The 12,787-nt window shown below is 71.4% G+C and carries 12 protein-coding genes; 7 read left to right on the forward strand and 5 right to left on the reverse strand.

What is annotated here, in order from left to right:
* Window positions 1-14 precede the first annotated feature (14 nt).
* From OHA64_RS06035 to OHA64_RS06045, 3 genes are all read left to right on the forward strand, one after another.
* The gene (locus OHA64_RS06035) at window positions 15-938 is read left to right on the forward strand and encodes a LysR family transcriptional regulator (RefSeq protein WP_405608985.1); all 924 of its coding nucleotides are present in this window, start codon (window positions 15-17) and stop codon (window positions 936-938) included.
* A gap of 125 nt (window positions 939-1,063) precedes the next feature.
* Window positions 1,064-2,284, forward strand: a complete 1,221-nt coding sequence (locus OHA64_RS06040) for a CaiB/BaiF CoA transferase family protein (RefSeq protein WP_405608988.1) — start codon at window positions 1,064-1,066, stop codon at window positions 2,282-2,284.
* Entirely contained in the window at window positions 2,274-3,188 is a 915-nt protein-coding gene (locus OHA64_RS06045) for an HpcH/HpaI aldolase/citrate lyase family protein (protein WP_405608991.1), read from the forward strand. The genes OHA64_RS06040 and OHA64_RS06045 overlap by 11 nt, the downstream gene beginning before the upstream one ends.
* A 58-nt stretch (window positions 3,189-3,246) precedes the next feature.
* Here the strand turns inward: OHA64_RS06045 and OHA64_RS06050 are convergent, their stop codons facing one another.
* The 3 genes from OHA64_RS06050 to dctA form a co-directional block, all read right to left on the reverse strand.
* Window positions 3,247-4,338 (reverse strand): tartrate dehydrogenase, encoded by a 1,092-nt coding sequence (locus tag OHA64_RS06050; protein WP_405608994.1) that lies wholly within the window; start codon window positions 4,336-4,338, stop codon window positions 3,247-3,249.
* 94 nt (window positions 4,339-4,432) lie between these two features.
* The gene (locus OHA64_RS06055; protein ID WP_405608997.1) at window positions 4,433-5,350 is read right to left on the reverse strand and encodes a LysR family transcriptional regulator; all 918 of its coding nucleotides are present in this window, start codon (window positions 5,348-5,350) and stop codon (window positions 4,433-4,435) included.
* Window positions 5,351-5,495: 145 nt separating this feature from the next.
* Window positions 5,496-6,947: a C4-dicarboxylate transporter DctA gene (gene dctA, locus OHA64_RS06060; RefSeq protein ID WP_405609000.1), complete on the reverse strand. Its 1,452-nt coding sequence runs from the start codon at window positions 6,945-6,947 to the stop codon at window positions 5,496-5,498.
* Between the two features lie 101 nt (window positions 6,948-7,048).
* On the opposite strand from dctA, the gene OHA64_RS06065 reads away from it, so the two are divergent.
* The 3 genes from OHA64_RS06065 (at window position 7,049) to OHA64_RS06075 (ending at window position 8,790) form a co-directional block, all read left to right on the forward strand.
* Entirely contained in the window at window positions 7,049-7,315 is a 267-nt protein-coding gene (locus OHA64_RS06065) for a DUF805 domain-containing protein (protein ID WP_405609003.1), read from the forward strand.
* Between the two features lie 10 nt (window positions 7,316-7,325).
* On the forward strand, window positions 7,326-8,291 hold the full coding sequence (locus OHA64_RS06070; RefSeq protein WP_405609006.1) for a pirin family protein: 966 nt from the start codon (window positions 7,326-7,328) through the stop codon (window positions 8,289-8,291).
* 151 nt (window positions 8,292-8,442) lie between these two features.
* Window positions 8,443-8,790 (forward strand): tetratricopeptide repeat protein, encoded by a 348-nt coding sequence (locus OHA64_RS06075; RefSeq protein ID WP_405609009.1) that lies wholly within the window; start codon window positions 8,443-8,445, stop codon window positions 8,788-8,790.
* A gap of 113 nt (window positions 8,791-8,903) precedes the next feature.
* Here OHA64_RS06075 and OHA64_RS06080 read toward each other — a convergent pair whose 3' ends face one another.
* Window positions 8,904-10,346, reverse strand: coding sequence for a PepSY-associated TM helix domain-containing protein (locus OHA64_RS06080; RefSeq protein ID WP_405609012.1), 1,443 nt, complete (start codon window positions 10,344-10,346; stop codon window positions 8,904-8,906).
* 144 nt (window positions 10,347-10,490) lie between these two features.
* On the opposite strand from OHA64_RS06080, the gene OHA64_RS06085 reads away from it, so the two are divergent.
* On the forward strand, window positions 10,491-11,138 hold the full coding sequence (locus OHA64_RS06085) for a peptide deformylase (protein WP_405609015.1): 648 nt from the start codon (window positions 10,491-10,493) through the stop codon (window positions 11,136-11,138).
* Between the two features lie 162 nt (window positions 11,139-11,300).
* Here OHA64_RS06085 and OHA64_RS06090 read toward each other — a convergent pair whose 3' ends face one another.
* The gene (locus OHA64_RS06090; RefSeq protein ID WP_405609018.1) at window positions 11,301-12,734 is read right to left on the reverse strand and encodes a dihydrolipoyl dehydrogenase family protein; all 1,434 of its coding nucleotides are present in this window, start codon (window positions 12,732-12,734) and stop codon (window positions 11,301-11,303) included.
* Window positions 12,735-12,787 lie beyond the last annotated feature (53 nt).

The following is a 12,787-nucleotide window of genomic DNA, read 5'->3' on the forward strand; positions in this document are numbered from 1 at the left end:
TATGCTCACTCGCCATGGAGAACAATCTGCGCCAACTGGCGGCGTACGCGGCCGTCGCCCGCGCGAAGAGCTTCACCGCGGCCGCCGCCCGTCTGCATGTCTCCCAGTCCTCACTGAGCCGTGCCGTCGCCGACCTGGAGCGGCAGTTGGGGACCCTGCTCCTCGAACGGGACACCAGGAACGTCCAGTTGACGGTCGCGGGCGTGGAGGCACTGCGGATAGCCGAGCAGATCGTGAACTCCCACCGCTCGGGCATGAAGGAACTCGAACGGTTCCTGCTCGGCGAGTCGGGGACGGTGGCCGTGGCCACGCTCCCGTCCGTGGCCGCCGTACTGCTGCCTTCGGCGATCGCCGGCTTCCGCAGACAGTGGCCCCGGGTGGCGATGCAGATCATGGACGGGCTCGAACAGTCGGTTCTCGGCAAGGTCCTGTCGGGGGACGCCGACTTCGCCATCACCACCGGTGAGCCCTCGGGGCAGTTGGAGCACCGGCCGCTCGTACGGGACCGCTTCGTCGCGGTCCTGCCGCAGGACCATCCGCTGGCCGAGGGACCGGAGGTCTCCTGGGAGGCTCTGGCCCGCGAGCCCTTCCTCGCCGTGGGGCCGGAGTCGAGCGTACGCCGGCTCACCGACGCCGCCTTCGCACAGATCGGCGTGCGGGCCGCGCCCGCCGCCGAGGCCGGGAACGTGGCGACGGTGGGCGGGCTGGTCGCGGCCGGCCTGGGCGTGTCAGCGCTGCCCGCCCTCGTCCTGCCGCTGCTCGGCACCGGATCCATCGTGCATCGTCCGCTCGTCGGGCCCGTGGTCGACCGGCGCCTGGACATCGCCCTGCGCCCGCGACGGGCCCTGCCGGTGGCGGCCCAACGGTTCCTGGAGACCTTGCAGAACTCCCGCGCCCGGCAGAACGACCTTCCGCCCGGGGTCTCCTGGGCCTCCTGACCTTCGACTCATGCGGAAACAGCATGGATTGATGGCTCTCTCTTGCTGGACAGGCATCCTCGGGTCTCGGCACGCTGAAGTGGACGGCAGGCCTGCCGGGCCGACGGATCCGACGAGGGAGCACAGTGGTTTCGAACGGGCATCCTGACCTGCCGGGCCGTGGGCAGCTCCGCGGCCTGAAGGTGGTCGAGTTCGCACATGTGGTGGCCGGCCCGTTGGCGGGTTCCCTGCTCGCCGACCAGGGCGCCGACGTGGTGCACGTGGAACCGCCCGGTGCCGGGGACGCGGCCCGCGCGATGGGGCCGCGCAAGGACGGACACCCCCTGTGGTTCAAGGTCGCGGGGCGCAACAAACGGTCGGTCACCCTGGATCTGCACCACGAGGCCGGCCGCGACGTCGCCCACCGGCTCGTGGCCTGGGCGGACGTCGTGATCGTCACTCTGCGCAGTGGGCGGCTGCGTACATGGGGTCTGGACTGGGAGTCCGTGCACCGCATCAACCCCAAGGTCGTCCTGCTCCAGATATCCGGCTTCGGGGCGACCTCCTCGCAGGCCGACGCGCCCGGCTTCGGCAAGGTCGGCGAGGCACGCAGCGGGGTCGTGCACCTGACCGGTTTCCCCGACGGCCCTCCCGTGCACACCGGCTTCTCGCACGGGGACTCCGTGACCGGGCTGATGGGCGCGTACGCCGTCCTCGCCGCGCTGCACCGCCGCGACCACGATCCCGACTTCGACGGCGAGTGGATCGACCTCGCCCTCTTCGAGCCTCTGTTCCGGCTCGTCGAGTGGCAGGTCATCGTCCACGACCAGCTGGGATCGGTGCCCGAGCGCTCCGGCAACCAGCTGGCGGTCGCCCCCGCGGCCGTGATCAACACCTACCGGTCCCGTGACGACGAGTGGATCACCGTGACCTCGGCGACCCTGCGCTCCGTACGCAACATCGCCCGGCTGCTCGGGCTCGACGAGGAGCGGTTCGCGACGGCGCGTCAGCAGCACGCGGGGCGCGCCGAACTGGACGACGGACTACGGGCCTGGGTGGTGGAGCGCCCCGCCGCCGAGTGCCTGGAGGCGTTCGCCGACGCGGAAGTGGTGGCCTCACGGGTGTTCAGCGTCGCCGACATCGCCGACGACCCGGTCTACGCCGAGCGCGAGGACATCGTCACCGTCGACGACGCGGACCTCGGCCCCGTCCGCATGCAGGCGGTGCTTCCCCACTTCAGGCAGCGTCCGGGACATGTCTGGCGGACCGGGCCGGCCCTGGGGCAGGACAACGACCTCGTCTACCGCGACTGGCTCGGCCTCGGAGAGGAAGAACTCGCGGAGCTGGAGAAGCACGATGTCGTCTGAGGCCGGCGCCTCCCCGCCGCCCCGTCCGCGGCTGCGCTCCCTGCTGTTCGTGCCCGGCACCAGAACGGACTGGCTGCCCAAGGCCGCCGCGGCGGGCGCCGACGCCGTGATCCTGGACCTCGAGGACGCGGTGGCGCACAGCAGCCGGACATCGGCCCGTGACCAGGTGGCCGAGGCCGTCACCCGGGCGGCGGACGACTCCCCGGCCCTCTTCGTCCGCGTCAACCCGCTCGACAGCTGGGCAGCCGCCGAGGAACTGCGGGCCGTCGCGCGTCCGGGGCTCAGCGGCATCGTGCTGCCCAAGGTGAGCGGCCCCCTCGACGTACACCACGCCGACCGGTTGCTCTCCTGGTGCGAACGTGAACACGGCCTGCCCCAGGGGCACTTCACGCTGGTCCCGCTGCTGGAGACGGCCTCCGCCCTCCGTGAGGCATACGCCTGCGCGGCCGCAGCCCCTCGCGTCGCCCACCTGGGCGCGATCACCGGAGCCGGGGGCGACGTCGAGCGCGCCGTGGGGTACCGCTGGAGCCCCGAGGGAACCGAGACGCACGCCCTGCGCTCCCGGGTCCTGCTCGACGTACGCGCCGCGGGAGCACCCCACCCGGTGACGGGCCTGTGGACCCGCGTGGGCGACCTCGACGGCCTGCGCGCCTTCGCCGAGCAGAACCGCTCCCTCGGCTACACGGGGATGATGGCGATCCACCCGTCTCACGTCCCCGTCCTCAATGAGGTGTTCTCCCCCTCGCCCGCCGAACTCGCCCGCGCCGCACGGCTGGTCGCCGCCGTGGAGGAGGCACAGGCCCGGGGCGAGGGAGCGGTGGCCTTCGAGGGAGAGATGGTCGACGAAGCCATGGCCACGACAGCGCGCGCGGTCCTGCGGACCGAGTCCCGCCGCCCGGGGTGAGCGCGCGGTTCGGTACGTCCCGCGCCCGCCGCCGAGAACTCGCCGACTTCACACGCCGTCAGACGTTCAGCGCCTCGATGAGTGCCTTGGTGACGTTCTCGGTGGTGGCGGTGCCGCCGACGTCACGGGTGAGGATGCCCGCGGCGGTCGTGGCCTCGATCGCCCTGTTCAGGCGGGCGGCCTGGTCGGGCAGGCCGAGGTGTTCCAGCATCAGGGCCGCGCTGCCGACCGCACCGATCGGGTTGGCCAGGCCCTGGCCCGCGATGTCCGGCGCGGAGCCGTGGACCGGTTCGAACATGCTGGGGAAGCGGCGCTCGGGGTTGAGGTTGGCGCTGGCAGCGAGCCCCAGACTGCCGGCCAGCGCGCTGCCGAGGTCGGAGAGGATGTCGGCGTTGAGGTTGGAGGCCACGACGACCGACAGGTCCTCGGGGCGGAGCACGAACTTCGCTGACATCGCGTCGACGAGGACACTCTCCGTCTCCACGTCCGGGTAGTCGGCGGCGACCCGCTTGAAGACGTCGTCCCACAGGACCATGCCGTACTGCTGCGCGTTGCTCTTGGTGACCGAGGAGACCTTGCGGCGGGTGCGGGTGCGGGCCAGGTCGAAGGCGAAGCGCATGATGCGCTCGCAGCCGACCTCCGTGAACAGCGCGGACTGGACGGCGACTTCGCCGCCCTGCCCGCGGGCGGAGAGGTTGCGGCCGCCCAGACCGGCGTACTCCCCCTCGCTGTTCTCGCGGACGACGACCCAGTCGAGTTCGGTGTCGTCGGCCTTGCGCAGGGGGCTGGTGGTGCCGGGCAGAAACGTGACGGGACGGACGTTGGCCCACTGGTCGAAGTTCTGGCAGATCTTCAGGCGCAGGCCCCACAGGCTGATGTGGTCGGGGACGGTGGGCCAGCCGACGGCACCGAAGTAGATGGCGTCGAAGTCCTTCAGGCGGTCCAGGCCGTCGTCGTCGATCATCTTGCCGGTGCGCTCGTAGAACTCGCAGCCCCAGGGGAACTCCTCCCAGGCGAAGGCGAATTCGGCGTCCGAGCCGCGGGAGTCGTCGGCCAGCGCGTCCAGGACGGCACGCCCTGCGGCGACGACCTCCTTGCCCACACCGTCGGCGGGGATGGCGGCGATACGGAACGTGCGGGGTGCGGTCATGGGGGCCTCCGGCTTGCTCTGGTGCGGTCGCTTTCGAGTCAACACACCGCCGTCCCCACCCGTCCAAGACCTGCTTTCGATCCCACTCATAGGCTCAGCCGATCGGTTCGCCGTCGGCCTCGCGTGCCCGGCGCTGCGCCAGTGATCCGGTGAGGGCGAGGAACGCGCGGGCCGCAGGGGTGAGGTGCGCGGGGAGGCTGACCATCGCCACGTGCAGATGGGCGGTGGGCTCGATGGGCGCCACCGCGGCGCCGCAGCGCCGGGCCAGCCTGGTCCAGGAGGAGGGCAGGACGGCGACGCCCACACCGGTGAGGACCAGGGGCAGGATCGAGGTCCGGTGGTCGACGACCGTCACGATCTGGGTGCCGGTGCCGCCCGCGGTGACATCGTCCACGATGCTGCGCATCAGGCTCCCCGTGCGGGAGGCGATGAGCTTCTGCCCGGCGAGGTCGTCGGGCCGGATCGTGACCCCGTCCTCGATGGCCCCGCCGGGCGCCGCGACCACCACGAACGGCTGGTCCTCGACGTACAGGACGTCCAGCCCGGACGGGTTCACCGGACTCGCCGAGCCCAGCAGGCCCAGCTCGCAGGCGCCGCTGCGGACCAGGGTGACGACCTCGTCGGGGGTGAAGGCGGCCTGGGTGCTCACCGTGACGGAGGGGTGCAGTTCGGCGAAGCGGTCGATGAGGGTGGTCAGGGGTTCGATGCCCGGGGAGGGCATGGTGGCCAGCTCGACCGTGCCACCGTGGAGTCCGGCGAGAGCCGCGGCGGTGTCGCGTACGGCGGCCAGGTCCCGTAGGACGCGTCGGCTCGGCTCCAGGAGTTCCGTACCGGCCTCGCTCAGGACGACGCCCCGACCCACCCGGTGGAAGAGGGCCACTCCGAGGTCGGCCTCCAGGTTGGCCATGGCCTGCGACAGCGAAGGCTGCGCCACATGCAGCGCGGCGGCCGCCCTGCTGAATCCGCCGTGCTCGACGATGGCGAGGAAGTACTCCAGTTGCCGGGCATCCATGGCGTCTCCCGGTCGTAGCGTCGATCGACGGGCTCAGCCTACTTTTCCGGCGGCAGGAGGCTGTCAGGGGCGTCTCATGGTCACCGGAACCCCGACGGGCCAGTGACGTGATCGACATGGGGCTGGACAACCAGGACGGAGGGCCTCAGCGCTCCGCCTCGGCCGGTACCGGGGCGGCAGCGACCCCGGCGTCCTGTCCGGGTGCGGAGGACGTGCGGGCGGCCTCAGTGGCCGGCGGCGGAACGGTCGGGGCGCCTTCTGGAGCCCCTGTCTCGGGCATCGCCTCCGAGACGTCGCCCGACAGCACCGCGCGGGCCCTCGCCAGGTCCAGGTTGTTCTCCCACTTGGCGACGAACAGGGTGGCGACGGCGTTGCCGGAGAAGTTCACCATGGCCCGGCACTCCGACATGAACTTGTCGATGCCGAAGACGAGCATGATGCCGGCCGCCGGGACCGTACCGACCGTGGACAGGGTCGCCGTGAGGGCGATGAAACCGCCGCCTGCGACGCCCGCGGCACCCTTGGAGGTCAGCAACATGACGGCGAGCAGGCCGAGTTGCTGGGTGATCGACAAGGGTGTGTCGGTGGCCTGCGCGATGTAGAGGGTGGCGAGGGACAGGTAGATCGCGGCGCCGTCGAGGTTGAAGCTGTAGCCGGTCGGCACGACCAGGCCGACCGTGGACCGCTCGACGCCCATGTGCTGCAGCTTGCGCATGAGTCCCGGCAGGGCCGGCTCGGCGGTGGAGGTGCCCAGGATCAGGAAGAACTCCTCCTTGAAGTAGCGGAACAGCTGGAAGATGTTCAGCCGTACGTACGCGGCGAGCACACCGCCGAGCACCACCACGACGAAGAGTGCGGAGGTGACGTAGAAGAGCAGGATCAGCGAGCCGAGGCTGGTCAGCGTCGACAGGCCGAACTTCCCGATGGCGTAGGCCATCGCGCCGAACGCACCGAGCGGCGCGACCTTCATGACGAAGGAGAGCACCTTGAAGACGACCTCGGTGAGACGGTTGACGCCGGCGATGATCGGCTCGCCCACCGCGCCGACCGACTTCAGTGCGATACCGAAGATCACCGCCAGGAAGATGACCTGGAGGATGTCGCCCTCGACGAACGGGCCGAAGACACTGTCCGGCACGATGTGGGTGAGGAACTCCCACCAGCGCTGGCTCTCGCCCTTCGCGATGTAGTCCCCGGCCTCGCCCGAGGTGTGCAGGGTGGCCGGATCGGCGTGCACGCCGTCACCGAGACGGAAGATGTTCATGGCCACCAGGCCCGTCGCCATGGCGAGGATCGTGCCGACCTGGAAGTAGGTCAGCGCCTTGATGCCGGTGAGCCCGACCTGCTTCAGGTTCGCGACTCCGGAGATGCCGCCGATGATCGTCAGGAACACGATCGGCCCGATCAGCAGCTTCATCGCGGTGATGAACGTCGTGCCGATCGGCTCCATGGCGGTGGCCAGATCCGGCCACCGCCAGCCGAGCACGATGCCGATCACGATCGCCACCAGCACGTGGACGTACAACTGCCGGTACCACGGCTTGGCCGCGATGCGCGCGGCTTGTGCGGCTCGCTCGTTGCCCGGGGTTTGCGTCATTGCAGCCTCCCTGATCGCGCGACACCGAGCCCGATCGGCACGCGCCAGCTTGCGCCACAGTGAACCGGCCGCCGCCGGAAGCGGTCCACGACCAAAAATCGATGCCCCGTATAGGCGTGGCCTATCTGTTCTCCGTCCGGACCGGAGCAACGCGACGTCGGGGCCGGAGCACCTCGAAAAGCCTGCTGCGCGTCTCCGTCCGCCGCTTGAACGACACCGGCAAGTCCGGCTGGAGGGCGCTCATCGGCCTGGTTCCGGTCGTCGCCCCGGTGGTCCACCTCGTGGGCATGTCCGCATCCCGACCCCTCGTCTGCGCAGAGCAGGGCCGGGGAGCCGGTCTGTCTCCACAGCCCGCCGGGCCCGGCTAAGTTGTGCCGCATGAGCAACCTTGACCGCGCCCCGGTACCGAGCCTGTGCGGCGGCCGTGGGTTCGTCGTCGCCGAACCCGTCCGCGAGCTGCTGAGTCCCCGCCGAGTGCAGCTCGGCGAGTCGACCGAGGTGCGCCGGCTGCTGCCGAACCTCGGCCGACGCATGATCGCCGCATGGGCCTTCGTCGACCACTACGGCCCCGACGACATCGCCGAGGAGCCCGGCATGCAGGTGCCCCCGCATCCGCACATGGGCCTGCAAACAGTCAGTTGGCTGCACGACGGCGAGGTGCTGCACCGCGACTCGACCGGCAGCCTGCAGACCATCCGCCCGCGCGAGCTCGGGCTGATGACGTCGGGCCGGGCGATCAGCCACTCGGAGGAGAGCCCGAAGTCGCATGCCCGCTTCCTGCATGGCGCGCAACTGTGGGTCGCGTTGCCGGACGCACACCGGCACACCGACCCGAAGTTCGAGCATCACGCCGAGCTGCCGACGGTCACGGCGCCCGGTCTCACGGCGACCGTGATTCTCGGCGACCTCGACGGCTCGACGTCGCCCGGCTCGACGTACACGCCGATCGTCGGCGCCGACCTCACCCTCGCCCGTGGCGCCGACGTCCGGCTGCCGCTCGTGCCCGACTTCGAGTACGGGGTGCTCTCGATGTCCGGCGAGGTACACGTGGACGGCGTGCCCGTGCTGCCCGGCTCGATGCTGTACCTCGGCTGCGGGCGCAGCGAACTGCCGTTGCGGGCCGAGTCCGACGCCGGACTCATGTTGCTCGGCGGCGAGCCGTTCGACGAGGAACTGATCATGTGGTGGAACTTCGTCGGGCGGACGCAGGCCGAGATCGAGCAGGCTCGCGCCGACTGGACGACGGGCAGCCGGTTCGGCGAGGTGCGCGGGTACGACGGCATCCCGCTCACCGCGCCCGAACTACCGCCGACCCCGCTCAAGCCGCGCGGCCGCGTGCGATAGCTCGACGAGACGAACGCCCCTGCCCGCAGCTCCGCGGGTGGGGGCGTTCGCATGTCGAGGAGAGCCATGACCGCCGCGACCACACCCACCTCCCCAGGTAGTGGAATGTTTGACCATCTCGTGGAGTTGTAGGCCGCGAAGGAGGTCAGCAGTGGACATGACGTACTACGACCACGGAACACCGGCGGAGCGCTGGGAGCGCGCCCGGATGTTCTTCGACGCGAAGGACTACGCGGCCGCCGCGCGCGTTCTGGGCGGGCTGGTCGAGGAGGTGCCGGAGCAGACCGGACCGCGGTTGCTGCTGGCCCGCGCCTACTACCACTCGGCCCAACTGCAGCGCGCGGAGAGCGAGTTGCGGGTCATCGTCGAGCGTGACCCGGTGGAGCACTACGCCCGGCTGATGCTCGGTCGCACCTTGCAGCGGCAGGACCGGGCGGACGAGGCGGAGTCGCACCTGCGTCTCGCCTCGGCCCTCGCGGGCGACTTCGAACAACTCTGATCCCGCCGTCGCGATCCGACCGGATCTCGGGCCCGGCTCCATCGTGGAGCCGGGCCCGAGGCGCGCCTTACGACGCACCGCCTCCCACCACTACGCCCCCACCCAGCCCACCATCAAGCGTCCGCACGGCTCGTCCGTGCCCGCCCCCGCCGGTGGTCGACCTCGCCGAGGACGACGTCCACGGCGATGAAGGCGGCCAGTGGGATGCCCAGCAGCGGCACGAAGTAGCCGACCACGGCGACGACCGCCACGCACGGCAGCAGGATCTGAGGCGGGACCTGCTGCCAGGCGCCTCGCGGGATCGGCCGACCGAAGGCGGAGCCACGGCCGCGCTGCCACCACATGCGGTAGCCCCACACGATCAGCAGGATCAGGGAGAGCGCGAGGAACATCAGGGCGATCTGGTTGACCAGCCCGAAGAGGGAGCCGGTGTGCAGGTCGATGCCCCAGCGGGTCAGCTTGGCCAGCAGCGGGTAGTCCGCGAACCGCAGGACGTCGGTGACCTCACCGGTGTTCGGGTCGACCGCGACGGCGTCCTGCTTCTCGGGCCAGCTGCGCTGGATCTGCCGCACCACGTACGCGGAGGACGCGTCGGCGGGCGGGACCATCTCGACGGGGTCGCCGAGCCCTTCGGAGCGGGCGGCGGCCAGGACCTTGTCGAGGCCGACGCCGTGCTGTGCGTCCCCGGCCGATGCGGAGGCGCCGTGACCCGCGTGGTCGCCACCCGCGGTGGCCGTGACGGACGGGGTGGCCTGGCCCAGGGAGGTGCGCAGTTCGTCGATGTTCGCTCCGGCGTACGTCGACCAGGTCAGCCCGGTCGCCGAGAGGAACAGGAACCCCGCCGCCGCCCAGGCGCCGACGACGCCGTGCCGGCCGAGGGTGCGGCGCCGCCCGCTGGTGCCGCGCAGCTTGCGCAGGGCACGGCGGCGGGAGAACCACAGCACCAGGCCACCGAGCGCGATCACCCCGAGCCAGCTCGCCGCGAACTCGCTGTAGAGGCGCCCCGTCTCGCCCAGATGCAGATCGCGGTGGAGTTCGTCGATCCAGGTGCGCAGCGGCAGCGCGCCGGTCGAGCCGTACTGCTCCAGCGCACCCCGCACCTTCGCGGTGTACGGGTCGACGAACACGGCGAGCGTGTGGTCGGCGTCGACGCCCTTGACGCCGGACAGCAGCACCCTGGTCGTCGCGTCGGCCTCCGGCGAGGGGCGCACGGCGGCCACCGTGCCCTCGGGGTGCGCTTCGCGGGCGGCGGCCACCTGCTCGGATATCGGCAACTTGGCGTCACCGACGGCGGAGACGGTCATCTCGTCGGCGTACACGAACTTCTCGGCCTGGAACGAACCGGCGTACAGGAAGCCGGTGACGGCGGCTACGAGCAGGAACGGTGCGACGAGCACTCCGGCGTAGAAGTGCAGGCGCAGCACCAGTGGGCGCAGGGTGGCCCATCTGCCGGGGGACGGCGCCGGGGCGGCGGGGCGTTGCGGGGCCTCGTCCGATGGGGGTCCCCCCGCTGGAGCGGAGCCGGAAGTGGGGGAGGTCGAGGGAGCGGTGGACATCGGCGGGCTTCTCCCGGGGCAGGGGACGTTTCTCGGTAGCGGTCCAGTAGTCGGGAGGAAGGAGCGCCGAGTTCCGGGGCGCGCTAGTGGCGTGCGTCACACAGGAGTGGCAGGTGGTCCCGGGTGCCGTGGCATGCTGTCGCGATGGCATCTCCCCGTGATCGCGCCCCCGTTGCCGAGCTGGTCGAGGAACTCCTGGCCACGGACGGCCCGTTGCCCATCGTCGCGGCCGGCCATCCGGTGCTGCGCCGGGGCGCGGAACGCTTCGACGGCCAACTCGGCCCCGCACTCCTGTCCCGTTTCGTCGAGGCCCTGCGGGTGACCATGCACGCGGCACCCGGCGTGGGCCTGGCCGCGCCGCAGGTCGGGGTACCGCTGCGGATCGCGGTGATCGAGGATCCCGCGCCCGTGCCGGAGGAGGTACGGCTGGCGCGCGGCCGCGTCCCGCAGCCGTTCCGGGTCCTGGTCAACCCGTCGTACGAGCCCGTCGGCCCCGCCCGTGCCGCGTTCTTCGAGGGCTGCCTGAGCGTGCCCGGCTGGCAGGCGGTGGTGGCACGGCATGCCGAGGTGCGGCTGACCGGCGAGGACGAGCGGGGCAGCGCGGTGGACGAACTATTCACCGGCTGGCCCGCGCGGATCGTCCAGCACGAGACCGACCACCTCCACGGCACCCTGTACCTCGACCGCGCGGAGTTGCGTTCCCTGTCCTCGAACCAGGCGATGGCGGAGCGGTGGACGCAGCCGACACCGGAGGAAGCGGCGAGCGCACTGGGTTTCGGGCTACCGCGCTGATTCGGGCCACCGACGGCCACAGGCGGCTGGGCAACCGGTCCCGGGCGGGGGCGGCAGGCGGAGCAACCGGCCCGGGCGAGAGCGGCCAGGGGTCCGCCCCGCCTCCTCCGTCCGAGGCTGTCCCGCGCCTGGCAGGACCGCCTCGGAGTGGGCTGAGCGGCGTCAGTTGTCCCGGTACGCCTCCAACAACCGCAACCAGACCTCGCTGATCGTCGGATACGACGGAACCGCGTGCCACAGCCGGCCGATCGGGACCTGGCCGGCGACGGCGATCGTCGCGGAGTGGATGAGTTCGCCGACGCCGGGGCCGACGAAGGTGACGCCGAGGAGGACCTCGCGTTCCAGGTCGACGATCATGCGGGCGCGGCCCCGGTAGCCGTCGGCGTAGAGGCCGGCGCCGGAGACCGAGGCGAGGTCGTAGTCGACGGCGCGGACGCGGTGGCCCGCCTGTTCCGCCTCGGCGAGGGAGAGGCCCACGGCGGCCGCCTCGGGGTCGGTGAAGACGACCTGGGGGACGGCGGCATGGTCGGCGGTGGCCGTGTGGGCACCCCAGGGGTCGGATTCCAGGATGGGGACGCCCGACGCGCGGGCCGCGATGGCGGCACCCGCGATGCGGGCCTGGTACTTGCCCTGGTGGGTGAGCAGAGCGCGGTGGTTGACGTCGCCGACGGCGTAGAGCCACTCGCTGCCGGTGACGCGCAGGCTGTCGTCGACGTCCAGCCAGGAGCCGGGTTCGAGGCCGATGCTGTCGAGGCCGATGTCATCGGTGTGCGGCGCGCGTCCGGTGGCGAAGAGGATCTCGTCGGCCTCGATGCGGTCACCGGTGGCGGTGACGACCACGACAGTGCCGTTCTCCCGGGTGACCGACTCGACGGACGTTCCGGTGCGGATGTCGGCGCCCGCCTCGGCGAGGCCTTCGGCGACCAGCTCACCGGCGAAGGGCTCCATGCGGTTCAGCAGACCCTTGCCGCGGACGAGCAGGGTGACCTGCGAGCCGAGTGCCTGCCAGACGGTGGCCATCTCGGTGGCGACCACTCCGCCGCCCACGACGACCAGCCGGCCGGGCACCGCCTTGGCGCTGGTGGCCTCGCGACTGGTCCACGGCCTGACATCCGCGATTCCGGGCAGCTCGGGCAGGACGGCGCGAGTGCCGGTGCAGACGGCCACGGCGTGCCGGGCGGTGAGCACGTGCCGCTCGCCGTCGGGGCCGGTGACGGTGATCGTGCGCGGTCCGGCGAGGCGGCCGTGGCCGCGGTAGATGTCGGCGCCGATGCTCTCCAGCCACTGGACCTGGCCTTCGTCCTTCCAGTGGGAGGTGTAGTAGTCACGGTGGGCGAGGACCGCCGACGCGTCGAGGGGGCCCTGCACCGACTGGCGCAGACCGGGGACGCGGCGGGCGTCGGCGCGGGCGATGACCGGGCGCAGCAGGGCCTTGCTGGGCATGCACGCCCAGTACGAGCACTCGCCGCCGATCAGTTCGCTCTCCACGACCGCGGTGGAGAGGCCGGCCGCACGGGTGCGGTCGGCGACGTTCTCCCCCACGGGTCCGGCACCGAGCACTACTACGTCGTAGGCGATGGATTCCGTTTCCGTCATGGGGCCAGTCTGGTGGGTGGTGTGCGCGCAGGCCACATGGGTACGTGCGCGGA

It is taken from the genome of Streptomyces sp. NBC_00076, assembly GCF_045041235.1.
In the GTDB taxonomy this organism is placed as follows: domain Bacteria; phylum Actinomycetota; class Actinomycetes; order Streptomycetales; family Streptomycetaceae; genus Streptomyces.